The 23893-nt window shown below is 59.0% G+C and carries 23 protein-coding genes and 2 tRNA genes; 13 read left to right on the top strand and 12 right to left on the bottom strand.

The window, feature by feature from the left end:
* Window positions 1–127: 127 nt before the first annotated feature.
* Together HMPREF2547_RS03215 and orn are read right to left on the bottom strand one after the other, a co-directional pair.
* Window positions 128–203 (bottom strand) — tRNA-His (locus HMPREF2547_RS03215).
* A 142-nt stretch (window positions 204–345) separates the two neighbouring features.
* Window positions 346–999, bottom strand: coding sequence for an oligoribonuclease (gene orn / locus HMPREF2547_RS03210; RefSeq protein WP_016422281.1), 654 nt, complete (start codon window positions 997–999; stop codon window positions 346–348).
* Between orn and HMPREF2547_RS03205 the strand changes: the two genes are divergently transcribed.
* Both HMPREF2547_RS03205 and HMPREF2547_RS03200 read left to right on the top strand, forming a co-directional pair.
* Window positions 998–1186, top strand: coding sequence for a hypothetical protein (locus tag HMPREF2547_RS03205; protein WP_042388509.1), 189 nt, complete (start codon window positions 998–1000; stop codon window positions 1184–1186). The two genes, orn and HMPREF2547_RS03205, sit on opposite strands and share 2 nt — an antisense overlap.
* A gap of 95 nt (window positions 1187–1281) precedes the next feature.
* Window positions 1282–1926 carry a TetR/AcrR family transcriptional regulator gene (locus tag HMPREF2547_RS03200; RefSeq protein ID WP_016422282.1) on the top strand — a complete coding sequence of 215 codons (645 nt, stop codon included), beginning with the start codon at window positions 1282–1284 and terminating at the stop codon, window positions 1924–1926.
* A 659-nt stretch (window positions 1927–2585) separates the two neighbouring features.
* On the opposite strand, the gene HMPREF2547_RS11045 is transcribed toward HMPREF2547_RS03200, so the two are convergent.
* The 4 genes from HMPREF2547_RS11045 to HMPREF2547_RS03185 form a co-directional block, all read right to left on the bottom strand.
* Entirely contained in the window at window positions 2586–2708 is a 123-nt protein-coding gene (locus tag HMPREF2547_RS11045) for a hypothetical protein (protein WP_255456329.1), read from the bottom strand.
* A gap of 542 nt (window positions 2709–3250) precedes the next feature.
* A complete protein-coding gene (locus HMPREF2547_RS03195; RefSeq protein WP_049193743.1) occupies window positions 3251–3919 on the bottom strand; it encodes a DUF3800 domain-containing protein in 669 nt (222 codons plus the stop codon).
* Between the two features lie 110 nt (window positions 3920–4029).
* Window positions 4030–4431: a hypothetical protein gene (locus HMPREF2547_RS03190; protein ID WP_070438898.1), complete on the bottom strand. Its 402-nt coding sequence runs from the start codon at window positions 4429–4431 to the stop codon at window positions 4030–4032.
* Window positions 4432–4479: 48 nt separating this feature from the next.
* Window positions 4480–4881, bottom strand: a complete 402-nt coding sequence (locus HMPREF2547_RS03185) for a hypothetical protein (protein WP_049193745.1) — start codon at window positions 4879–4881, stop codon at window positions 4480–4482.
* A gap of 366 nt (window positions 4882–5247) precedes the next feature.
* Here HMPREF2547_RS03185 and HMPREF2547_RS10835 point away from each other — a divergent pair, with 366 nt between their 5' ends.
* Window positions 5248–5523, top strand: coding sequence for a hypothetical protein (locus tag HMPREF2547_RS10835; protein ID WP_160313715.1), 276 nt, complete (start codon window positions 5248–5250; stop codon window positions 5521–5523).
* 651 nt (window positions 5524–6174) lie between these two features.
* On the opposite strand, the gene HMPREF2547_RS03175 is transcribed toward HMPREF2547_RS10835, so the two are convergent.
* Window positions 6175–6247: transfer RNA gene (locus HMPREF2547_RS03175), tRNA-Arg, on the bottom strand.
* Between the two features lie 86 nt (window positions 6248–6333).
* Between HMPREF2547_RS03175 and HMPREF2547_RS03170 the strand changes: the two genes are divergently transcribed.
* From HMPREF2547_RS03170 to HMPREF2547_RS03150, 5 genes are all read left to right on the top strand, one after another.
* Window positions 6334–8481 carry a bifunctional copper resistance protein CopD/cytochrome c oxidase assembly protein gene (locus HMPREF2547_RS03170; protein ID WP_049170976.1) on the top strand — a complete coding sequence of 716 codons (2148 nt, stop codon included), beginning with the start codon at window positions 6334–6336 and terminating at the stop codon, window positions 8479–8481.
* A 232-nt stretch (window positions 8482–8713) separates the two neighbouring features.
* Window positions 8714–9274, top strand: a complete 561-nt coding sequence (locus HMPREF2547_RS03165; RefSeq protein WP_049170979.1) for a single-stranded DNA-binding protein — start codon at window positions 8714–8716, stop codon at window positions 9272–9274.
* 285 nt (window positions 9275–9559) lie between these two features.
* Window positions 9560–11230: an energy-dependent translational throttle protein EttA gene (ettA, locus tag HMPREF2547_RS03160; RefSeq protein ID WP_016422285.1), complete on the top strand. Its 1671-nt coding sequence runs from the start codon at window positions 9560–9562 to the stop codon at window positions 11228–11230.
* A gap of 136 nt (window positions 11231–11366) precedes the next feature.
* On the top strand, window positions 11367–11810 hold the full coding sequence (locus HMPREF2547_RS03155; RefSeq protein ID WP_048734885.1) for an acyl-CoA thioesterase: 444 nt from the start codon (window positions 11367–11369) through the stop codon (window positions 11808–11810).
* Between the two features lie 6 nt (window positions 11811–11816).
* Window positions 11817–12620, top strand: coding sequence for a DUF8185 domain-containing protein (locus HMPREF2547_RS03150; protein ID WP_048734886.1), 804 nt, complete (start codon window positions 11817–11819; stop codon window positions 12618–12620).
* A 36-nt stretch (window positions 12621–12656) separates the two neighbouring features.
* Here the strand turns inward: HMPREF2547_RS03150 and HMPREF2547_RS03145 are convergent, their stop codons facing one another.
* A complete protein-coding gene (locus HMPREF2547_RS03145; RefSeq protein WP_038628076.1) occupies window positions 12657–13055 on the bottom strand; it encodes a globin in 399 nt (132 codons plus the stop codon).
* Window positions 13056–13122: 67 nt separating this feature from the next.
* Window positions 13123–15825, bottom strand: a complete 2703-nt coding sequence (gene pepN, locus HMPREF2547_RS03140) for an aminopeptidase N (protein ID WP_049170984.1) — start codon at window positions 15823–15825, stop codon at window positions 13123–13125.
* Between the two features lie 129 nt (window positions 15826–15954).
* On the opposite strand from pepN, the gene HMPREF2547_RS03135 reads away from it, so the two are divergent.
* Entirely contained in the window at window positions 15955–16599 is a 645-nt protein-coding gene (locus tag HMPREF2547_RS03135; protein ID WP_016422291.1) for a mycothiol-dependent nitroreductase Rv2466c family protein, read from the top strand.
* Window positions 16600–16626: 27 nt separating this feature from the next.
* On the opposite strand, the gene HMPREF2547_RS03130 is transcribed toward HMPREF2547_RS03135, so the two are convergent.
* Entirely contained in the window at window positions 16627–17832 is a 1206-nt protein-coding gene (locus tag HMPREF2547_RS03130) for a TIGR04053 family radical SAM/SPASM domain-containing protein (RefSeq protein ID WP_049170988.1), read from the bottom strand.
* Window positions 17833–18060: 228 nt separating this feature from the next.
* Here HMPREF2547_RS03130 and HMPREF2547_RS03125 point away from each other — a divergent pair, with 228 nt between their 5' ends.
* Both HMPREF2547_RS03125 and HMPREF2547_RS03120 read left to right on the top strand, forming a co-directional pair.
* The gene (locus tag HMPREF2547_RS03125; RefSeq protein ID WP_005511109.1) at window positions 18061–18534 is read left to right on the top strand and encodes a ribose-5-phosphate isomerase; all 474 of its coding nucleotides are present in this window, start codon (window positions 18061–18063) and stop codon (window positions 18532–18534) included.
* Between the two features lie 107 nt (window positions 18535–18641).
* Window positions 18642–19259: a DJ-1/PfpI family protein gene (locus HMPREF2547_RS03120; RefSeq protein WP_016422294.1), complete on the top strand. Its 618-nt coding sequence runs from the start codon at window positions 18642–18644 to the stop codon at window positions 19257–19259.
* A 16-nt stretch (window positions 19260–19275) separates the two neighbouring features.
* Here HMPREF2547_RS03120 and HMPREF2547_RS03115 read toward each other — a convergent pair whose 3' ends face one another.
* Window positions 19276–20157, bottom strand: a complete 882-nt coding sequence (locus HMPREF2547_RS03115; RefSeq protein WP_016422295.1) for a hypothetical protein — start codon at window positions 20155–20157, stop codon at window positions 19276–19278.
* 146 nt (window positions 20158–20303) lie between these two features.
* A complete protein-coding gene (locus HMPREF2547_RS03110) occupies window positions 20304–20537 on the bottom strand; it encodes a hypothetical protein (RefSeq protein WP_048734899.1) in 234 nt (77 codons plus the stop codon).
* 375 nt (window positions 20538–20912) lie between these two features.
* Here HMPREF2547_RS03110 and HMPREF2547_RS03105 point away from each other — a divergent pair, with 375 nt between their 5' ends.
* Window positions 20913–22436, top strand: coding sequence for a glycoside hydrolase family 1 protein (locus HMPREF2547_RS03105; protein ID WP_049170990.1), 1524 nt, complete (start codon window positions 20913–20915; stop codon window positions 22434–22436).
* On the top strand, window positions 22433–23722 hold the full coding sequence (locus HMPREF2547_RS03100; RefSeq protein ID WP_070604682.1) for an MFS transporter: 1290 nt from the start codon (window positions 22433–22435) through the stop codon (window positions 23720–23722). Before HMPREF2547_RS03105 ends, HMPREF2547_RS03100 begins: the two co-directional genes overlap by 4 nt.
* Window positions 23723–23893: the final 171 nt, after the last annotated feature.

Genomic DNA, 23893 nt, shown 5'->3' with positions numbered 1-23893 from the left:
CAGGCCATTTTTGTCATAAACGCAGTCAGTAACTTGGATTGGCCCGCCGCCGCCAACCATAAACGCAGTTGCTAAGGCGGAAACACAAAAACCCTCGGCCCGGAAAAACCTGGCCGAGGGTTCTACTTGGGGTGACTGACGGGACTCGAACCCGCGACACCCAGGATCACAACCTGGTGCTCTACCAACTGAACTACAGTCACCATTACCGCATGAAAGGAGCTGTTTTCTCAGCTCATCTCTGCAGCGAACTATATGGTAGCCCACAGTGGGCTGGAAACAAAAACAGCAGGTCAACCCGGATGAATTTGGGAAAGGGTGGGGTTTGGGTCGTCGTAAAGCGAGCTAGCCGCGAATCTCACCGTACTTTTCCGTCGATTCCTTGCTTGCGGCAGAAATAGCGTCGCCTTCGGGGCCGGGGTGGGGCAGAAGCATGGCGCGGCGGTAGTAGTCCAGCTCGCGGATCGACTCCTTGATATCTGCAAGAGCTCGGTGAGCGAGACCCTTTTCTGGAGCGCCCTTGAGGACCTGGGGGTACCAGCGGCGGGCAAGTTCCTTGAAGGAAGAGACATCAATCATGCGGTAGTGCAGGTGCTGGTCGAGCTCTGGCATGTAGCGGTGGATGAACTTGCGGTCGGAGGCAATCGAGTTGCCTGCCAGTGGGGCGGTGCGCGGCTCGGGAACCCACTGACGGATGTAGTCCAAAACAGCCTGTTCGGCGTCGGCGACATTAGTCTTGCTGTCGCGAATTTCCTGATCCAGGCCGGACTTCGCATGCATCTTGGTGACGAAATCATCCATCTGCGCCAATTCGGTCTCGGACGCGTGCACGACGATGTCCACGCCTTCCCCGAGGACGTTGAGGTTGGCATCGGTGACGAGAGCCGCGATTTCGACAATGACGTGGCGCTCGGGTTCGAGGCCCGTCATCTCACAGTCAATCCACACGATGCGGTCGAGCTCAGGGGAGAGCTGGAGGTCGGGATCGGGCTGAGCCATGATTTCACCTTTCGCTGAGATTCGGCATGATTCTGCAGTGCGCCTTATTTTGTGCCCGGACTGGGCTGTGGGGCACACGCTGACTACGCCCAGCTTAGCGATGTGGATTGTGCTGTGGTCGGGCGTGTGGATTGCCGTGTGGTTTGTGGAGCGAATTGTGGGGGAAACGAAATTAACTGGAAAGTAAGATCTTAGAATTGGACAACGGGGCATGAACTAAATCGACCTATTTGCCTGATAAAATTACTTCTGAGTTCGGATTCCAACGGGAGAAATAGTTACATGGATGAGACGAGGCGTGTTGGCGACGCTGCTCAAAGCACCACTGCGGCACAGAAACCATCCGTCGATGATGTCATCATTGCCGCTGCGCGCGAAAGCGTAATGACTGTGGGCTTGCGTAGGACTTCGATTGCAGAAATTGCTCGCAAGGCAGGAGTTTCGCGTCCGACCGTATATCGTCGATACGCTGACATTGGTGAGCTTCTGGGGGAAGTGACCAACCGCGAAATCCTGCACATGCTTGAGGGGCTCCGCTATGTCCCTGGCGATTCGCGCGCTCGCATGTTGCTGCGTATTCGAATCGTCGTTCAACGCATCATCGAAAGTGACTTTTTCCCTGGCCTGGTCAAGACAGATCCCGACCGTGTCTTAGAAGCGCTCACTGGAGAGATGAGCGATACACAGCTGGAAATTGTGGAGAAATTCATTCTCCCCGGTGTCCGTCACGGGCAGGAAGACGGCACTATTCGCGAGCACGATCCATATCTGCTGGCGCGCAACATTTACCGTCTGATTCAGACGATGGTGCTGGTGTGGCGCCCGGATGGCAAGGACGCGACGCTAGACAAGGAATCTGTCGAAGAGGTCGTCGACATGGTTGACCGCTACTTGCGCCCGGATCCTGCGGATAACAAGAAGAACTAAGAAGTAAAAACCCGCCTGCATCTGGTATAAAACCAGTTCAGGCGGGTTATTTTTGCGCCCCCAGAAGGATTCGAACCCACCTGGAAAACCCCAACTACCTGTATGAACAGGGCAAATAGGCGCCACCCCACGACATTCCCACGACACCTGAACTAGAAAGCGACGGGCAGATTTAACCTACCTGGCTATCACCAAGCAGATTCGATACCTTATGCGACAGTATCGAGGTTGTCTTCCTTGAGTTCTACGTAGATATCTAGGCTCATTGCGGCAGAGTGGTGGCCGGGCTGGCGCTGTTCAATCCTTGGGTTAGCGCCGCTGCCTTTCGTCAGTCCCCCGCAGGCCGTGCGGCATCACATACGCGTTCCGTATTCCTTCATCACCCGCTCAAGATCTCAGTAATACCAATCCGGCTCACTCGGCGTCGGCAACGGGTCACCATCAATCGCAAGCCACAGAAACGCATCCGGAAACTCATCCTTCAAATGTGGCTTTAGCCTCCGCGTGATCCGCTTCGGCGCCGCCACCATCAGCTGCTCATAGATCTTCGGCGTGCCGGTAATGACCTCTCACCGAACTGTCACGGCGCTTCGCTCCACATGCATACGACCGCGCAGAACAAAAACGTCACGTACTCGCAGTACCGTCACCTTGCTCTACTACAGTCCGGCGGTTGCCAGAAGCGAGATGGGCTCAGCGCGCTTGGAGTCTTTGTCTAGTTTCTTGACCCGCTCAGCGGCCAGGTACATCTTGGCAGCTTCCGGTTTGCTCGGCAGGCCCACACCACGGCCAGCGCCATTTCACCGGCTGCGACATCGAGAACTTTTTGCAGACAGCTATGAGCTTTCCTCACCGTGGCCGCCCCAACGCTGAAAGTTGACGGCAGGTTTTGCACATCCGAGCGTTTAATCTGGCCAAACTGCTAAACCTCAGTACGGCTCCACATGAACACGCGACGCGTTCATCTCTTGCGGAAGCCTTGATCTGGCTGGGTAGTGCCGTCTGGTGCGCGGTAGTGGTCCTTCGGCACTGAGCCTTTTTGCTTTCTGTATTGTTCACGCTTGCCGAGGGCAGTGGGATGGTTCTTGAGGTGCGTCCGTTCGCTACGTAGTTGATCCGTGCGCGGACTGATGTCACTACTGGGGCTCAGTCTGTTACGCGCCAGGGTTCGCAGGCGGAGTCTGCATCGGTCATGTTGGGGCGCGTTAGGTGGTGTCCTTTGCGTAGTTTTTCTGGTGTGGGTAAAATGAGGTTGAAACCGGCGATAAGTCCTCCAGGGGAGGACTTCCCACCCTGATAGGTGAGATAGCCGGTTTCAGCATGTCTAAGGCATTCCCCAGGGCGTGAAAGTACTAGCAAGAGTTGGCTCGATACACGGCTTGTACCAAGAGCATTTTTTGCCTTCAAGATGTCGCTGCACTGCCCATAATCCGTAATCAGCAACTTGGAGCCCCCAGGCTGATTGTGATGTCCATACACACAAGGTGATGTTTCGTTTAATTTGTTGGCAGACGTCGTGGACCGCCTCGAATGCGGCCTTTCGAATTCCTTTGGTTCCGAACTCGGCCACGATTACGAAAAGCTCATCCTCAGGTCGGGATACCTGTAGTGCAATCTCCTTTAAGTGCAGGTACCACGCCATCTTGTATAAACGCATAGGTCCTGCTTGCTTAACAGATTCGTAAGCGTTGGATTTGTAGAGAAAGGTTGTGTCGAACCGTGGCGCTTGTCTTTTGATTTCTTGAAACATTTCATTGCGGGTCCGCGCGGAATCATCGACAGCGTGGAAGCCCCTAGTGAGCTTCATATTTTGTTTTGCGCACTGAGCCCTTAGATGAAGCCCCTGGAGCAGATTGTCGCCGTGATGATCTGTGCTGAAGGTTGCGGTGCCGAAACCGAAGTATGTTGAGGCGCCACCACCCTGGGGGTTAGGTGTTCCTGTGTAGTCGAGGTTTCCTGTTTCGTCAGCGTAAAGATAGACACGTTTTGCCAATGGGATCTCACCTTGTTGAGCGCACTATTTGTTTCCGTCGATACTGCGGGGGCGTAGGAGTGGGGCGCTCCCTGATGCTGTATCGGATTGAGCGCCTCTTCCCATTACCGTTAATCCTCAAGCAAACCCAATTCACGAGCATCAGACGGCTTAAAATTCCGCATCTGCTCGTCATCCCAATTCTGCTCCCGGTACTTATTCCACAGCCACCCACTGCATGACCCGTCACCCGCAGCGTCAATCTCCAGGTTCTCTCCGCCGATAGCCTCGGCGCCCTCCAGATGCAGCATCCCCTTCATCGCAGCCTTGTAATCTGCATGCGAGTAATCATCTTTGTTAGTAAGGATCTCTGTAAACACCTGCTGTGCTGCCGCGTCATCCTTAAGTGCCCGGCTGCATAGAAGAGATGCGTATGCATCGCGTTCGTCTTCAGCGCTTGCCCATTCGTCAGTGCCACAGGCGCTGACGAGAATCGTGGTTAATAATGCGCCTGCGAGGAATTTCTTATTCATGTGAATCGTCATTCTAGATAAGGGAAGGGGGGGGGGAGAGAGACGGCCTTACTTTTCGTGGACATATACATCGAGCACTTTGTATCCGTCGGAGCCGAATACAATGATGTTTGGACATTCAAACGTCATCCGCACCGGTGTCCCGAATCCATTTGGGAAGTCAGCTTCACCAGTTACACGAACAGCGTGGTTGGAATTTTCTACAGGAGAATGTTCCACGTCGTAGTCAACGATTCTCGCGCCCCCAGGGTATTTAGCGCGGTTGATGACCTGCTCCTTGCAATCATCAACTGAGGCGTCGATATCACCGGCGATGCGCTTTGCCTCGTATAACACCACACCGAAAAATACGAGGGCGAGAACGATTAGCACCGTCAGTAAGATGAACCACCAGCGCTTATAGAACGGCTTCCTTGCGGCGGCTTGCGTAGTGCGGTCTTCGAAAGTCATTGCGTTTCCTTTGTTTATTGAGAGCGCCAGCGGGCTTGGCCGTCCGGGCCGGCGGAGCAGGTCATAGGTGTGCCGTTCTTACTGACTCCTGTTCCTCCTCCTGAACAGTAAGCGCCTGGGGTTACGTAGTATTCTTGCTGTTCAGGAGCCGGCGCGGCGGGAGCCGGAGCTGGTTCTGGTGTCGCCGCCGGCTGCTGCGCCATCATCTGGGAGGCGCACTGCTGCGTCCAGCCGCTTGAACCGTCGGTGAAGAATGTTGTCCCGGTCTCATGCAAAGCGGGGTCGCCGCAGGATGCCACGGTTTTGTTCATTTCAGATGGTTCTGCTTGGCCTGGGGCTTCGGTATACCCGGTTGGGCGTGCGGACGTGGACTCACCTCCACGGGGCGAAGAGGTAGGTTCGGTGGTGTGCTCGAGGGTGGGGTTGGGGCTGTTCTTTGGGCTTGATGATTCAGACGGAGAATCAGTGGTGGATTCAGTGGACGTGGTGCTTGACGGCGAGGGCGTTGATGTCGAGCTGGTCGACATGTTGCTGCTTGATGGGGAGGGGTCGTTGTTTGATCCGCAGGCAGCGGCGAACGGAATTGCAACACAGGCTGCGATGATGAGGACTCGTTTGGCGGTGTGGGCGGCCATCGCATGATTCCTTTCTTGGCGTTCTTTATGACTGCCCTTATTCTGCGTTAAGGTGAATGGTTTTCAATCTTTGACCACACGACGGGGGTAAATTTGACCTCAAAACCTAGTGTAAAACACCCCCGATACGTCGCCCGCCGCATGTTCGTGTTCTCTCGAGCAGTTCTCGCCACACTGGCAGTAGCTGAGTGGCGACATCAAATTCCCGGGCTATGGCCCCAGTGGCTGGTTCGTAGATTGCTTCCGCTGCAGCGTACTTGGTATGGGAGATGAGTAGCCCGGCAGCTATCTGGGCTGCGGAATATTCTGCTCTGGTGTCGAATGCGGGTTACCAGAGCGGGGTGCTTGAGCCAGTTCACGGGCTCGGATGTAGCGCCGGTTTGCGGCACCAAGTGTGGGAGATTCGCAGGCGCTACCGACAGCCAGGAATCCACCGACCGAGAACTAATGAAGAGCCGTTGCCCCGCTGGTTTGAGCTGTTCGGGATTTCCGAACAGCTGGCCGGTGGGGCACCTTTTTCATGCCCAAAATCCGCTGCATTTCCGCTGCATTTAAACCAACAAGAGCCAATCTGAGCCTACATTAGCGGGGGTAGTTAGATAGGGTAAACCCCCGCCTGAACTCGTAAAACACCAGTTCAAGACGGGGGTAGAAAACGCGCCCCCAGAAGGATTCGAACCCTCGACCAATCGGGTAGAAGCCGACTGCTCTGTCCACTGAGCTATGGAGGCTAGCTAAGAAAAGCATTGTAGCGTCTCTAATGTAGCCAATCACAACCGGTTCTGTTCTAGGGACTTTGGTCGCTAAGCTTAGGGCTATGACTGCCACGACCAAGGCCGAGACCTCTCCGCCTGTTAGCAAGGATAAGAAAGTCCGTAAATCTGCTGGTTGGTACGTTGTTTTTGTACTTATCGGCGGCGTTCTAGCTGGTTTGCTCTCGATGGCGTTCAACATGGATTCGCGCGCCACGTTGGGTATTCCCGATCCCGGCACAATCACCACCTTCGGGTTCCCGTTCGCGAAGGCGGCCGGTGAGCTGCTCGCCTGCCTCGGTGTCGGTTCGTTTATGCTCGCCGCTTTCGGTACGAAGCAGCGTGCCGACGGCACTTTGGGCCTCGACGGCTACACGGCATCCCGCACGGGTATGTGGGCCATGCTCGGCTGGGGCCTCATGGCGCTGATGGAGATTCCGCTGGTGCTCTCCGATGTGTCGGGCCAGCCGCTGTCGACGACGATTCAGCTGAGTAACTGGGCTGTGTCGTTGGAGCAGACCAAGGAGGGCTTGGCGTGGCTGTGGGTAGCTATTTTTGCGGGCATTGTGGCGCTTGGTTCATCGCTGACTCGTAAGTGGATTTGGCAGCCGGTGTTCTTCGCCATCAGCTTGGTGTCGATGATGCCGCTGGCGGTTGTAAGCCACAATGCCTCCGGTGGTGCCCATGACTACGGCACTAACTCCTACATCTGGCACTTGACCTTCACTGTGTTTTGGGTCGGCGGTTTGATGGCGCTGGTTGGCCACGCGCGTCGTCGCGGTGAATGGATGCCAGAGGTAGTGAAGCGCTATTCTTTCGTGGCGTTGGTGGCTTTCATCGCCATGTCTGCCTCCGGCTTCATTAACGCAGCCATCAACATTGACTGGTCTGACCTGGTCAGCAACAACTACGGCATCATGGTGCTGGTCAAGGCCGTTCTCACTATCTTGCTGGGCCTATGCGGCTATGTGCACCGCAAGATCACCATTCCGGAGATTGAGCGCGCTCAGTCGAATCGTCCATTCTGGCGTCTGGCCATTGTCGAGGTCATCATCATGGCGCTGACAATCGGCGTTGCCGTAGCTCTGGGCCGTACTCCGCCGCCACCGAATTTCTCTGAGCAGGCCGGCGGTGAGGGCCTGCCGTCGATTACGCAGATGCAGGTCAAGCTAGGTTACAACCTGGAGATCCCATTCGGTTGGGAGGCCATGTTCACGCAGTGGCGCTTTGACATCTTCTTCGGCTCTGCCGCCATCATTGCCGCGTGGATTTACTTGTACTGGCTCTACTTGCTGAAGAAGCGCGGCGGTACCTGGCCGCTGTCCAACACCCTGTGGTGGCTCGCCGGCTGTGCCACGCTGCTGTTTACTTCGTGCAGCGCGCTGGGCGTGTACATGCCGGCTCTGTTCTCGGTTCACATGATCGCCCACATGCTTTACTCCATGGGCATTCCGGTCATGCTGGTCCTGGGCGGCCCAGTTACGCTCGCGCTGCGTGCGCTGAAGCCGGCCGGCCGCGATGGTCTGCCTGGTATTCGTGAGTGGCTGGTGGTCTTCATCAACAACCCGGTGTCGCGTTTCCTCACGCACCCGGTTGTGGCAACGGTGCAGTTCGTCGCGGGCTTTTACCTGCTCTACATGACACCGATTTACGACTTCCTGGCTGATGAGCACGCGGGCCACGTGTTCATGAACATCCACTTCTTGATCTCCGGTTACATCTTCTACTGGGTCATTATCGGTGTCGATGCTGCACCACAGCAGATTGAGCCGTCGGTCAAGCTGGTCACGCTGATGGGGTCGTTGCCGTTCCACGCTTGGTTCGGTATTTCGCTGATGCAGTCGCAGCAGGTGCTTGCCGAGACCTACTACGCCAGCCTGGATCTCCCTTGGGCAGTGAATCTCCTGGAAGATCAGAACGTTGGTGGTGCCGTCGCGTGGGCTGCCGGTGAGGTTCCGCTCTACATCGTCACCGTTGCGCTGTTTGTACAGTGGCGGCGTTCCGATGAAAAGGATGCAGCCCGCTACGACCGCGTCGCGGACCGCAACAATGATGAGGAGTTGGCCGCTTACAACGAAATGCTCGCTCGCATGAGCCAGCAGGTCGGTGTTGGCGGCGAGGATGAGCGCGATTACTACACCTCGGAGGTTGACGCGCAGCATCCGGTGCACATGGATAATCCGATTGATGCCTCGAAGAGGCGCGGAAGGTAGCGTCGTTAAGCTGATTTTGCATGCTTGACGACGAGGATTGCCGCGACTTCGCCCCTCAACTTCATACGTAGCCTGTGGATAGTTGTCTTTTCGACAAACTTATCCACAGGCTTTTTATGTACCTCTTTCATTTGTTTCTCGAAGCCGGAAAAGTAATTGGCACGGCACGAATGAGACACCTTCGAATTATTCGGCCGCAGTAGGTAAACGCTTTCTTTGGGGGAGGAGCCCGATGTCTGAGGCAGTTATTACCGTGGTGGGCAATGTGGTCCATCATGTGGAAAATCGAAATACCAATTCTGGGGCAAAGGTCTGCAAGTTTTCTGTGGCATCCAGCAAGTCATGGAAGGGGGAGAATGGTTGGGAGCAGTCGGAGACGTCATATTTTGATGTTGAATGTTGGGGCAAGCTCGCCGAGAACGTGAATAACACGGTGTGGAAGGGCCAAGCCGTCATTGTCCACGGTCACGTTCGTACGGATCGCTGGGAGGGCGATGATGGTACGAAGCATCAGCGCCAGAAGATCATTGCTAAGGCGGTAGGTCCGAATCTGCGCCGTCACCTGGCAACGGTGAAGACTATGACTGAGAAGCCGCATGAGTCGCCGACTGGTCTTGGTGAGTCATCGACTGGGGATTCGGAAGCTTCGGTTACTGAGACAGTTGCGTCTCAGGCCGGGGCCGTGCGCACCTTCACTGCTAGTACGGGCGGCGCTGGTGAGGCGGGGAACACAGGTGCAGCTAGTTCGGAGCAGCGAGAAATGGCTGATGCAGGAGTCAGTGCGCCGTTCTAACCCAGGAGCCAGTACATCGTTGTAGAGCGGAATGAGGGGGAGCCGCTGAAAGAGCGGAAAGAGGGGAGGGGTAATTACTGCACGTGAGGTGACGCTGCTGAGAAAGGGGAGGGATCGCATACGATTCGGCAGCGTTATCTCGCAGCTAGTTTTGCTAGGAGCCTGGCAGAGATTTTGGTGGGAAAGGATTGCGGGTACGCCCATGTAGATTGTGCCTTTTGGTTCCTATGCGTAACCTCTACAGGGATTGCTTATTTCCTTTCTACGAGGGGACGAAATTCCACCATGGGTGAGTTCATCTACCAGATGAAAAACGTGCGCAAGGCGCACGGCGATAAGGTTATTCTCGACAACGTCACCATGGCGTTTTACCCGGGCGCAAAGATCGGCGTGGTCGGTCCGAACGGCGCAGGTAAGTCGTCGATTCTGAAGATTATGGCTGGCCTTGATCAGCCGAGTAACGGTGAAGCTTTCCTGGAGCCGGGCGCCACTGTCGGCATCCTGCTGCAGGAGCCTCCGCTGAATGAGGAGAAGACCGTTCGCGGCAACGTCGAGGAGGGCCTCGGCGACATCTTCGAGAAGAAGGCTCGTTTTGAAGCCATCGCCGAGGAGATGGCCACCAATTACACCGACGAGCTCATGGAAGAAATGGGCAAGCTCCAGGAGGAGCTCGACGCCGCTGATGCTTGGGAGCTGGATTCCAAGATTGAGCAGGCAATGGATGCGCTTCGCTGCCCGCCGGCGGACGAGCCGGTTACTCACCTCTCCGGTGGTGAGCGTCGTCGTGTAGCACTGGCAAAGCTGCTGCTCTCCGAGCCGGACCTGCTGCTTCTCGACGAGCCGACTAACCACCTGGACGCCGAGTCTGTGCTGTGGCTCGAGCAGCACCTGGCTAAGTACCCGGGCGCTGTCCTGGCCGTGACTCACGACCGTTACTTCCTGGATCACGTCGCTGGCTGGATTTGTGAGGTCGACCGCGGCAAGCTCTACCCGTACGAGGGCAATTACTCGACTTACCTGGAGAAGAAGGCTGAGCGCCTTGAGGTTGCAGGTAAGAAGGACGCCAAGCTGCAGAAGCGCCTGAAGGATGAGCTGGCGTGGGTCCGCTCGGGGCAGAAGGCTCGCCAGGCCAAGAACAAGGCCCGTCTGGAGCGCTACGAGCAGATGGTGGAGGAAGCCGAGCAGTACAAGAAGCTCGACTTCGAAGAAATTCAGATTCCGACCCCGCCGCGCCTGGGTAACCAGGTTGTTGAGGTCAAGGACCTGGAGAAGGGCTTTGATGGCCGCGTCCTGATCAAGGATCTGTCGTTCACCCTGCCGCGTAACGGCATCGTCGGTGTGATTGGCCCGAACGGTGTTGGTAAGTCCACCCTGTTTAAGACCATCGTGGGGCTGGAGCAGCCGGATTCCGGTGAGGTCAAGGTCGGTCAGACTGTTCAGCTCAGCTACGTTGACCAGGGCCGTGAAAACATCGATCCGGAAAAGACCGTTTGGGAGGTTGTCTCTGATGGTCTCGACTACATCGTGGTCGGCCAGAACGAGATGCCGTCTCGTGCATACCTATCTGCTTTCGGTTTCAAGGGCGCGGATCAGCAGAAGCCGTCGAAGGTTCTCTCCGGTGGTGAGCGCAACCGTCTGAACCTCGCGCTGACCCTCAAGCAGGGAGGAAACCTTATCCTCCTGGATGAGCCGACTAACGACCTTGACGTCGAAACCCTGTCTTCGCTGGAAAACGCACTGCAGAACTTCCCGGGCTGTGCCGTGGTCATTTCCCACGACCGTTGGTTCCTGGACCGCACCTGTACCCACATCCTCGCATGGGAAGGCAACTTCGAAGAGGGCAAGTGGTTCTGGTTCGAAGGCAACTTCGAGGGCTACGAGAAGAACAAGATTGAGCGTTACGGCGAGGAGGCTGCACGCCCGTCGCGTGTCACTCACCGTCGCCTGACCCGCTAATCAGTTTCCCGCGAATCTGATCTTTGCCAACGGCAACGCCCGGAACCGTGTGGACTGGCTCGCACCAGTGCACAGGTCCCGGGCTTTCGCGTTATTTGCAGGTTCGTAGCTCCAGAAAACGCCTATAGTTCTGGGTATGACTGAATCAGCACCATTTCGTACCAACGTCGCTATCCGCTGGTCTGATTTTGATCAGTATGGTCACGCTAACAACACCGCATTCCTGGAATACGCCCAGCAGGCTCGTCTCGACTTTGTGATGCGCGGCCTCGGCGGCGGGGCAGGTATGCCTGCGGCAGTGGTGCGTCGCCTGGAGATTGACTACGTCCGCGCTATCTTGCCGGACACCCAGGAAGTTGTGGTTGAGACCGAGATCATCAACTTCGGTCGCACCTCTTTCACACTCCGCCAGACTATCTCCGACCAGCATGGTCACATCGTGGCTGTGCTCGAAACCGTGATGGTGATGTTTGATCTCAAGACTGCGAAGGCAGTCGAGCTCTCCCCGTCTGCCCGCCGTGAACTGGAGCGTTTTGCAGCTCCCGCAATCGAAGACAACAAGGAAGACCAGGACAAGTAATTCGCCGTGACCACTTCTCATCCCGCTGCCGAGCTGACCTTCGGCACTCCCGATGCCCTGAAGAACCTGGGCGTCCTAGCCCATAAGGCCTACGCCCTCGACGAGAACACGTTGCTTCGCATCCGCGCACGAAAGACCGCCGCCGCCGGTATCAGTTCATCGCCCGAGCCCACCGCTGCGCCAGCAATGTCACAGGTATGGGTGAAGACCCCGATCGGCCCGCTCGCCATGCGCACAATTGCGCTACACGCGCTTCCCGACGACATCATCGTCACTGCCGCGGAGATTAAAGACATCGCAGTGCGTGCCTTTGCGCAGGCAAAATCATCCGACAATGCGGAGGACAAAGAAGCTTCGCTCACCGCGCTGCCGTATCGGGTGCATGCGCAGTCGGCGTCCTCCTGGCCGGGATTCTTGCCAGTTCCGGAAGGATGGCAGGTTGTCGACTATGTTCCGGCCACTGCTTTCCGGACTCTCGAGAAGCAGGGGCGCGCGGTCGCTGTGGAATCTTCCGGCCCCATGGGTATGCCGCCATCTCTGCTGGATCAGAAGGTTCTCACTGTCAGCGGAGAGGCCGGTGAAGCCGCCGTTGACTCAGGGGAGGGGCAGTCGCAGGAGACGTCGAAAAGCGTTGTCGACGTGACCATGCGGGATGTGTTTGCGCTGTGTGCGATGGGCTTCATTCCAGAGCAACCGGATGAAAAAGAGCCGGTGCGCGTGTCCACGAAGGGACGGTGGCACCGGCTGGATGGACGGTTTGGCTCGATCTTTACGCTCGAGTCCTTTGGCGTGCTGCCGCTGCTGAACTAGCGGGGCTGCTGAACTAGCGGGGCAGGGGCCTAATTCCTACTGCGCGTCGAAGCGGTTGATGAGCATGTCAGCGACCTGCACCATGTGGTTCCACATGGCTTCGCGCTGGGGGCGGGGGAGCTCTTCATCGGAAATGTCTGCGAGTGAGGCGCTCATGATCTCCAGCCAGCGGTCGCGTTCGGCTTCGCCGATGGAAAACGGCATGTGGCGCATGCGCAGGCGCGGATGACCACGCTGTTCGCTGTACGAACGCGGCCCGCCCCAGTACTGGACGAGGAACATGCGGAGTCGATCCTCGGCGCCCTCCCAGTCATCGCTGGGGTACATCGGGCCGATGAGGTCATCGGAACGCATACGCGTGTAAAAGCCATGGACGATGCGATTGAAGACATCCTCGCCGCCGACGGAGTCAAAGAGCGTCTGAGAAGTTGTCATGGCACCAAGTCTATCGACTTGATGCCACGAAAACGATAACGGCCAAAGTGCCGGCCGAAATCACTTGTTACTTCGCGTCGAACTCGCGGGCACGAAGAGCGAGCTTCACCAGGAACTGCTGCTCAGAGATGATGCGCTTGACCGGCGATGCAGTCTCGTCGCTGTCGAGCAGACGTTGAGCGGCTGCAATTGCATCATCGCTGATCTCCCAGGTTGGGTAGAAGCCCTCGAGCAGCGTCTGTGCCGTCTCGGAGGAGAACTGCTTCCACCAGCTGTTGGCAACGGCGAAGAAGTGCTCCGACAGCGAGGTCGCCGACTGCTCCGCGTTGATGGTGGCGCGGGAGTCGTCGTCAAGCGCCTGTGCGAGCACCTCACCCGAGCCCGGCGCGTTGAAGCCGGCCAGCAAGTGGCGAATGACAAGGTTCGACGGGGCATCGTTGCCGGAGACCGTCGCCTCTGCCCAGACGCGGGACTTGTTGGCGAGCGTCGGCACGGAGGCGCGGCAGGCGATGGCGGCCTGCGCACCGAGTGCCGAGTTGTCGGTCTTTTCAAGCTTTGCGATGGCTTCCTCGCCCTCGAGACCGGCGGAAACCAGCGGCTTCAGGGCGCGCCACTGCATGTCGGTGTCTACCGTGACAGCTGGGAAACCAGCCTTGTCTGCGTCGCCAGTGTAGATGGCGCGCAGTGCGTCAACGACGTCGCTATTCGACGAGCCCACGGTGGTCAAAGCGTTAACGAAAACCAGGGCGCGGTCGGCGTCGGTTTCCTTCTTCGCGTAGTCCAACAGGCCCTGAGCCAGCAGGTCGCGGCCGGTGGAATCAGCCCACTGTGGATCGGCGTAGACGTTGACGGCGCTGACCGCCTGAGCGATGACGCGCTCCAAGACGGAGAGCTTGTCCTCGCCCGGGATGCCGCGGAGCACCAGGTTGACGAAGTCGCGAGCGCGCATCTGGCCTGCGCGAACCATCTGCCAGGTAGCGGACCAGCACAGTGTGCGTGCCATTGAATCGGTGAAGGCGCCGATGTTGTCGATGACGGTGGCAAGCGAGCCTTCGTCCAAGCGGATCATGCTGTAGGTGAGGTCGTCGTCGTTAACCAGCACGACATCGCCGACTGGGGTGTCGACCAGCTCTGGGACTTCGGTGCGTGCACCACGGACGTCGATTTCCACGCGCTTGGTGCGCTCGAGTACGGCATCCGATCCGGTGCCGCGCAGGTTGTAGATGCCCACGGCGACTCGGTGGTCACGGAGTTCACCAGCACCCGGCTCGGCACCTTCCTGCGTGACTGCGAAGGAAGTGTACTTGCCGTCCTCTTGCTGGAACTCCGGTGCCAAAGTGGTGATGCCGGTGGTGGTCAGCCACTGATCGGCCCAGCCGGACAGATCGCGTCCCGAGGCCTCGGAGAGCGCCTCCAAAAGGTCCGCGAAGGTGGCGTTGCCAAAGCGGTGGCGGGCAAAGTGAAGGCGGGCACCGGCGAGGAAAGCATCCTGACCAACGTAGGCGGCCAGCTGTTTGAGCGTGGATGCGCCCTTGGCGTAGGTGATGCCGTCGAAGTTCTGCTCGACGGTGTCAATGTCGCTGGCATCGGCGGCAATCGGGTGCGTCGACGGTAGCTGATCCTGCTTGTAGGCCCAGGCCTTCTCTACGTTGGCGAAGGTGGTCCAGGCGTGGCTGTAATCGGAAACTTCGACCTGAGCGGCGGCGGCCGACCAGGTGGCGAAGGACTCATTGAGCCAGAGGTCATCCCACCACTGCATGGTGACCAAATCACCGAACCACATGTGAGCCATCTCGTGCAGGATGGTGTCGTTGCGGCGTTCGTAGAGGTAGTGAGTGGGCTTGGAGCGGAAGACGTACTCGTCGCGGATGGTCACACAGCCGGCGTTTTCCATCGCGCCCATGTTGTACTCCGGGCAGAAGATCTGGTCGTACTTACCGAACGGGTAGGGCTCACCGAAATGCTTGGCGTAGAAGTCGAAGCCTTCCTTGGTTTCCTTGAACAAGGTGTCGGCATCGAGGTACTCGGCGATGGACTGGCGGCAGTAGAGCCCCAGCGGAATGGTCAGCTCGCCATCCGGCTGGTGCTCGGCAGGGGTCTCCGGGTGCGGTGCGACAGTGCCGGTCCACGAGTCAGTGACCTCGTGCCACGGGCCCGCACAGACTGCGACGAGATACGTCGACAGCGGAACATCCACCGAGAAGTCGAAGGTATCGGCCTCATTGCCGTGGACATCGGTGGTGGCGCCGGTCTTGGCCACCGAGTTGGAAACAACCTTCCAACCCTTCGGTGCCACGACGTGGATTGAGTACGTCGCCTTCAAATCCGGCTGGTCAAAGCAGGCGAACACGCGCTTGGCATCGGCAGTTTCAAACTGCGAGTACAGGTATGTTTCGCCGTCGGCAGGATCCTGGAACCGGTGAATGCCCTGGCCGTTGTTGGTGTAACGGCAGTCCGCGTCGATAACGACGGTGTGGTCGCCTTCGGTCAGGTCCACGTTAATACCGGTCTCGCTGGCATAACGAGCGGCCTCCGTGGCATCGACACCGTCGATGGTCACACTCTTAACAACCGCATCACGCAGGTCAATAAAGGTGGAACCAGCGCGCTTCGCCGTCAGAGAAATTGTGGTCTTGGAAGCGAATGTTGGTGCGCTGTGCGGCGCGCCAACAGGTGCGGTAGTGAGGTCGAGAGAGATGTCGTAGTGGGACACCTCGAGCATGGCCGCACGGTCGGCGGCTTCGGTCCTGGTTAGGTTCGTGGAAGTCATGCGACAAGTGTAACCACGACCCCGGATTGGAGTCAGACTCCGATTATGCGCGGAATGCATGAATGCGAGCCAAAAAATTCCGCCCTATAGTCGTTGATAAGTCAATCAATGCTTTAGGAGGACTTTCACATGAGCAATCGAGACAAGGTCACTTTCTACTTCGACGTTTCCTGCCCGTTTTGCTGGGTGACATCCCGCTGGATTAAGGAAGTCGAAAAGGTCCGCGACATCGAGGTCGAGTGGAAGCCGATGAGCCTGTCGGTACTCAATGAAGGCCGCGACGAGCTGCCGGAAGAGTACAAGTTCATGATGCAGTGCAACTGGACCCCGGCACGCCTGTTTAATGCAGTGTTCTCCCAGGATGGTCAGGAGGCTGTCGACAAGCTCTACACCGCGCTGGGCACGAAGATTCACAACGAAAACCGCATCGATCGCCACGCGCATGTCGACGAGCCGGAGCACGCATTCGACGAACTGATTAAGGAAGCCCTCGCAGAGGTTGGACTGCCGGAAGAGCGCCTGGCACAGGCCCTGACTACCGAGTTCGATGAGCTCATGCGTGAAAACCACGCAGAGGCCATGAAGGAGGTCGGCAACGACGTCGGCACTCCGGTGGTCAAGCTCAACGACGTTGCCTTCTTCGGTCCGGTGCTTACCCGTATCCCACGCGGCGAAGAAGCCGGCAAGATTTTCGACGGCTCGGTTGCCGTCGCCAGCTATCCGTATTTCTTCGAAATTAAGCGCTCTCGCACTGAGGATCCGCGCTTCGACTAAGAAACCTGTAGCAGCTGGGGCATGCGGCTAAGAAACCTGAGCGGCCCCAGCTTCGGCATTCTGCCCGGTGGAGGCCTGCCGTTCTTCTTCGCTCATGGCAGCCCACCGTGGCGGGATGTAGATGCATGTCGGATCGGATGCCGTGTAATCCCCGGTCAAAGCGTAAGCAGTCGAGCGGGATCCACCGCATACGCTGTGGTATTCACAGACGCTGCACTTGCCGTGCCAATTATCAGGATCGCGGAGAGCCTTAAAAGCCGGCGAGTTGGAATAAATCTCTTGGAAGGGTGTTGCCTTTACATTACCGCAGTGCAACGGCAGGAAACCATTGGGGTAGACGTCGCCGATGTGGTCAATGAAGGCAAAACCTGACCCGGAATTGACGGCCATGGGGGAGCGCGGGCGACGTGGCTTTTCCGGCACAGCACCGAGCAGCTTTGTCGTTTCCTCGGTCAAGTAACGGTAGAGCTCGCCGCCCTCATAGGGTGGCAGCCCCTTTTCCTTCGCTTCCTCCTGCTGCATGACGACGCGCCGATACTGCGGCGCCTCCGTCGTCTTAATGGCAATTCGGTTGGACACATCAGACAACCAGTGCAGAACATCCTCGCGTTCCTCCGGTGACAATGCGCCCAAATCCGCACCGCGACCAGTGGGAACGAGGAAAAAGACGTACCACATCTTGGCCTGCATCTCCATGACGGTCTTCAGCAGCGCTGGCGCCTCATGAATATTTCCCTTGGTCAGGGTCGAGTTAATCTGCAGCCGGTAACCGGCCTCGTTGATGTGCGGAGCCATTTCGAGCGTCTTTTCAAAAGTGCCCGAAAATCCACGGAACTTGTCATGGGTCTGGGCAGTCGCGCCATCGAGCGACATGGACATCGCCTTGCCACCGGCCTCACGCAGTGACTGAATCCGCTCTGGCGTGAGCCGCGGCGTCACCGATGGAGATAGCGACATATTCAGGCCCTGCTCCGTGCCGAATCGCACCAATTCTTCCAGGTCATCACGCTCAAAAGGATCACCGCCGGTGAGCACTACAAGCGGCTTCGGCTTGCTATACGACGCCAAGGTCTCCAGCAGCATCTTGCCCTCGGTGGTCGAAAGCTGGTGAGGATGCGGCTCGTGCTGCGCATCTGCACGGCAGTGCTTGCAGACTAAGCCACAAGCCCGCGTGACCTCCCAAATGACAATAAATGGTTTCTTGTTGATGTCATGCCGAACCGTTCGCACCACCGGTGCGTGATGATTCCCATGGGAGCCATGGGCTTCAGGATCGACTTGGAAGTGAGCTTGCGGCGCAGGAGACACGGTAAAAGCACCCAATTTCCGGTTTCGAAGGCGTGCTGAAACGCAAATACAGTCACTTTTCACCCTATTCGGCTGCGCAGGAGACGTCGTCAAGCAATACCTAAAACGGGTGCAGGCGCCGTGGAATCCGTGGGAACCGCTAAACTTGCTGCCATGCGTATTTACCTTGGTGCAGACCACGCCGGTTTTGAGATGAAGAACCTGATTAAGGCCCACCTGGAGAAGGCTGGCCACGACGTCGTTGATTGCGGCGCTCACACCTACGACCCTGCAGATGATTACCCAGCATTCTGCATTGAGGCGGCTTCCCGTACCGTCGCTGATCCGGGCAGCCTGGGCATCGTGCTCGGCGGTTCCGGCAACGGCGAGCAGATTGCTGCTAACAAGGTCAAGGGCGCTCGTTGTGCGCTGGCTTGGTCGGTGGAGACCGCAAAGCTCGCCCGCGAGCACAACAATGCTCAGCTGATCGGCCTCGGCGGTCGTATGCACTCTGAGGAAGAGGCCCTGGCTATCGTCGATGCTTTCGTCTCCCAGCCGTGGAGCGAGGAGGAGCGTCACCAGCGCCGCATCGACATTCTGGCAGAGTACGAAAAGACTGGCGTTGCCCCGGAGCTGCCAGAAGCTTAAAGGGATTGCTGTTCGCTATCTGTTGATAGGAATAAAAAAGGGGTCTGGTTCCAGAAAACTCTGGGACCAGACCTTTTTTCATGTGTAGACGGAGTAGGAATTGTCGTATGACAAATCAAGAAGCGCATCGCCGAGTAACTGTTGTGCTATTCCCCGGGTTCGAGCTCTTGGACGTATTTGGACCGGTTGGCCTTTTTGGCCATGTCCCAGAGATTGAGGTCGAATATGTCGCCAACATTGCTGGTCCGATAACCAGCGCTCAGGGGGCGCAGGTTATCGCCACACGTTGTGCCACTGACCTCGAAACGGTCGATATTCTTCTAGTTCCTGGTGGAGCCGGGAGTAGAACACTAGTTGACGATGCAGAGTTTTTGGACTGGCTCAACAACCTCGGATCCCGGGCGCGGTTAGTGGCATCGGTTTGCACAGGTTCCGCACTGCTTGCTGCGGCTGGGCTTCTTGAAGGAAAGCGGGCAACTAGTAATAAGTTGGCTTTTGATTGGGCTACCTCGTTCGGAAACGAAGTGACGTGGGTGAAAGCGGCTCGATGGGTTGAAGACGGAGATCGCTGGAGCTCATCAGGAGTCGCAGCAGGTATGGATATGGCTGTTGCTTTAATTAGCAGCATCCTTGGCAAGGAAGCTGGTCGATTCGCCGCCAGAAAAATTGAGTATCGGCCTCAGACAGACGGCACTGTCGATCCTTTTGCGGATTTAGCGAAATAGCGGCGCCGGGCTTTTTCTAAATATCGAAACCGTCGAATCCGCCGTCGAAAAATCCGCCGCCGTCGCCGCCGCCGTCGCCGCCACCGAAGAGGCCGTCGAAGAAGCCTCCGCCGTCGCCTGCGTCACCGGCATCTGCACCGCCGCCACCGAAGTCGCCGCCAAGGTCATCTCCACCGAAATCGTCGCCACCGAAGTCTTCGGCTCCAAAGTCCTCGGTGCCGCCGAAGTCGTCAGCGCCGGTGCCCATGCCGCTGGCGAACTCATCAGCGCCGTAGGCAACACCGGCCATACCGTGGAAGAGGGTAGAGAACAGCAGCATCGAGCCTGCGGTCCAGACACCGGTGCGGAGCGCGGACTTCCACCATGGCTCGGAGTACCAACCGGCCGGAACCGGACGGCCAGCGACACGACCACCGGGGTAGTAGTTCGGAGTTTCCGGGGTGGCGTATGGAGAGGCGGTAACCGAGTGGCCTTCGTGCTCAATGGTGCGAGTTTCGGTCACAGAACCAGCGGCCTTCTGCCCCTCCAGCGGTGGCAGTGTCGGCCCCGCCGGCAGGCCCATAATTTCGCGAGCCGCATTGATGTAGTGCAGGCCCTCCAGCGCCGATTCGCGGGCCATTCGCGCCTGTGCCGGGGTGCGCGCAGTAGAAATCTGCGAGGAAGCGGCATTGTAGCGCTCGGATGCGTCAGCAAGAGCCTGCGTGGAAGCCGAATCGGTGCCAGCCAGGTTCAATACCTGTGAGCCCAGTCGCTCAATCCATCGGCGGGCGTCTGCGACGGCGTCTTCCAATTGATTGTTCTGGCGAGCATCAAAGGCCCTGTTAGAGCGGTTTTGAGCCATCGACGCGATGATAATTGCGCCGCCGACGGTGATCGCGATCAGGATTAAAGCCCCCATGGGCTAGGCCTCCAAAAAGGAAATTGCGGGTACTGCTTGTAATTACTTGAGATAACGCATGTAGAGCGAAAAAAGTTCCCGAGCTTACATATCTGTCCGACAGATGTAGCTCGGGAACCAGGAAATGATTGGGTATGGGTAGGTATCTATGATTCGGCGGAGTCGGTGCTCTTGGTGCGGCTCTTCCGATTGGCGTGCCATGCGCGAACTTCTTCGGAATCCCACAGGGTCAACCCATGAAGCTTCGCGACGGGTTCAGGAGCCTTCTTGCGGCCAGCGTAGCTGGTGAAAGTGCCACGTGCGGTGCCGGAAAAAGCAGCGCATTCGACCGCGGTCCATAGTTCGTGTCCAGTATCGGCATCGATAATGGTGGGCTTCATGGTGCCCAGAGTACCCGTAGCACTGGATCCTGAACAGAGGTCAGAAGAATTTCTGGTCCCCGGACGTCGGCTCAGAAAGTAAAAACCGGGAGCAATGCGCCCGGTTGCGTGGAGGGGATGACGGGAATCGAACCCGCGTCTTCAGCTTAGAAGGCTGACAAGTGGGGTTCCTAACGTGATTTTTGATTTTTTTTGGGGGGGGACATCGTCAACAACGGGCCGGGGCTCCGATTCGTTCCAGGGGGAGCGGATTTTTCGCGAACGATCCGGTTGCTCTACTCGGTTGCTTTACGACGACCCCGTCGACGCGCGAAACCCATAATAGTTTGTTTGAAAACCAAAAACTAGGCGTGATGTGTGACATAGGATGTCGGCATGTCAACCAATGTGCCTGCCAATGACCGAACTCTCCATCCTCAGCCGCGCACGTCGCCGCTCGCGAAGCCGTTGCATCACGACGTCGATCTGCGGGGTCTGCTGATCGGCACGGCGTCGGCCGCCGGGCAGATCGAGGGCGGTGACGAGAACAACGACTGGTTCGATTGGGCCCGCGAGCCCGGCAACATCGCCGATGGTTCGACCCCGCTGCGCGCCACCGACCACTGGAACCGGTGGCGGGAGGACAACGAGCTCATGGCGTCGCTGGGTCTGCCCATCGCTCGCATCGGCGTGGAGTGGGCGCGTATCGAACCGCGGCCGGGGGAGTTCGACCATGCGGTGCTGGATCGCTACCGTGAGGAGATTGCCGACCTGCGGGACAAGGGGATTCGTCCGCTGGTGACGCTCCATCACTTCGTCAATCCGCTCTGGTTCGCTCGGCGCGGCGGCTTCACCTCCGATGAATCGCCGGCGGCTTTCCTGCGCTATGCGGAGACGACCGTGCGGGCGCTCGACGACCTCGTCGACGAGTGGATCACCGTCAACGAGCCGAACGTGTACGCCACCCAGGCGCACATGTTCCGCTCGGGCCCGCCGGGCAACCGCTCGTGGGGCGACACGATGGCCGTGCTGCGCAACATGGCGGTGTCCCACATCCGCGGTTACGAGGTCATCCACGGCATCCAGGGGGATCGGGCGAAGGTCGGCATCGCCCACCACGCACGGGCGTTCGCGCCGCGCAATCCGCGCAACCCCATCCACCGCGGCCTGGCGCGGATCAATCGGCATCTGTTCCAGGACATCGTCGCCGACGCGCATCTGGCGGGGAAGTTCCATCCGCTGCTGGGCGGGGCGAAGGTCGGCCGCGGGTTGCCGTCGGGCCGCCACCACGACTTCCTGGGCCTGAACTACTACTCGCGCACGGCCGTCGACAAGTTCGACGACGGCACCTTCGTCGGGGCTCCGGTCAACGACCTCGGGTGGGAAATCCACCCCGAGGGCCTGGTCGAATGCGCCCGCGACCTGAACGAGCGTTTCGGCGGACCGGTCTGGATCACCGAAAACGGCACCTGCGATCTCGGCGATCTGGAGCTGTCGGTCGGTGGCGTGGACGCGGGCGTCGAAAAGCCGAATCCGGCCGGGGACTACGCCAACCCGGACGCCGGGGCTGCCGACCGCAGGCTGGAGTCGTTCCGGCCGCGGTTCATCCTGGAGCACCTGCGGGCCATCGCCGAGTCGGACGTGCCCATCGAGCGCTGGTACCACTGGTGCTTCGTGGACAACTGGGAATGGGCCGACGGCGAAGAGCCGCGATTCGGCATCGTCCACCTGGACTACGAGACGCAGGAACGGACGATGAAGCCGTCGGGCCACCTGCTGGCCGAGCTGGCCCGCACCGGGCGGATCACCCCGGAGCTGCACCGGCGCTACACCGCAGGCCGTCGTTACCCCGTCGCGGACGAACACACCGACCCCAACGTGCGGGCGCAGCCGCCGGAGCCGGATGGGGTGCAGGGATGAGCTCCTCCGAACGCGCCATCTCCGACGTCGGGCGTTTCACCGCCGACCCCGCCCAGCGCACGCCGGTGACCACCGGCTGGATCGTGCGGTACGGCCTGCTGTACCTGGGGCAGAACATCTCGTGGGCAGCGCCGACGCAGCTGTTGTTGGCGCAGCAGATCCTCATCTGGCATCCGGGGGAGAAGGAGGAGAAGTTCGCGCTCCTCATGGCGGTCGGCGGGTTCTTCTCCATCATCGGACATCCGCTGGCCGGGTGGTTGTCGGACCGCACGGACACGCGCTGGGGCCGCCGCGCCCCGTGGATCCTCTTCGGCGGACTGGCGGCGGCCGGGTCGCTGGTGTTCCTGGGCGCCGCGCCGGGCTTCATGGCGTTGACCATCGGGTGGGCGGTGTTCCAGCTGGCCATCGCGGCGTCAATCAACGCGGCCCAGGCGGTGGCGCCGGATACGGTGCCGGACAATCAGTACGGCGTGGTCTCGGGTGTGCTGGGGCTGACGTACACCCTCGGCGTGGTGCTGGGCACCGTCGTGGCCACGGTGTTCGACCTGGGGCTGGCGTACATCGTCACCGCGGCGCTGCTGCTGGTGCTCATCGGCCAGTTCCTGCCGGGCTTCCGCGACGTGTCCCGGGTGCGGTCGCAGGCGGCCGCATCTCCGGTGCTTGACGACGCCGGCGGGGACGCTGACGCCGTGGTGCCCGCCGTCGCCGAGGTGCCCGGAGGGCTCTACCGCGACTTCACGTGGGTGTTCATCGCCCGGTTCCTGGTGACCACGGGCAACTCGGTCGCGTTGTTCTACCTGTTCTATTACCTGCGCGATCACATCGGCCACCCCGATCCGGATGCCGGCGTGCTCGTCCTCACCGGCGCGTATGCCCTGTGCGTCATCGTCACCGCGATCCTGTCGGGCAAAGTGTCCGACAAGATGGGCAAGCGCCGGGTGTTCGTGGCGTTGTCGTCGATGGGCGTCGCCGGGGCCTGCGCGATCATGGCGTTCGCCGGGAGCTTCGCCATGGTCGTCGGCGCGGCGGTGCTGTTGGGTCTGTCGTGGGGCGTGTTCATGGCCGTCGATCAGGCCCTGATCAACCAGGTGCTGCCCAAGGCCGATGAGCGCGGGCGTGACGTGGGCGTCATGAACCTCGCCGTCGCCGGCCCGAACATGGCCGCCCCGGTGCTCGCCGCCTTCGCGTTGGCGAACCTCGGCGGGTACCCCGGCCTGTACGTTTTCGCGGGCGCGCTCACCGCCGTCGGTGCGGTGCTGGTGTACCGGGTGCGGTCCGTGCCCTGATCTCCGTGCGTTGAACAGCGTGCGGCCGGTGCCCTAATCTTCGTGCCTTGAACGGCGTGCGGTCGGCGTTACGGTTTGATACCGTTCGTTGCAGTCGATGAAAGGTGTTTATCCCCGTGCGCCCCACGAAGAAGTTGTCCCCCGCCGCATTCGGCGCAGCGTCCCCCGCCG

This window comes from Corynebacterium sp. HMSC055G02 (genome assembly GCF_001809065.1).
Classification (GTDB): Bacteria; Actinomycetota; Actinomycetes; order Mycobacteriales; family Mycobacteriaceae; genus Corynebacterium; species Corynebacterium jeikeium_D.
This window is presented reverse-complemented; position numbering and strand designations above follow the sequence as displayed.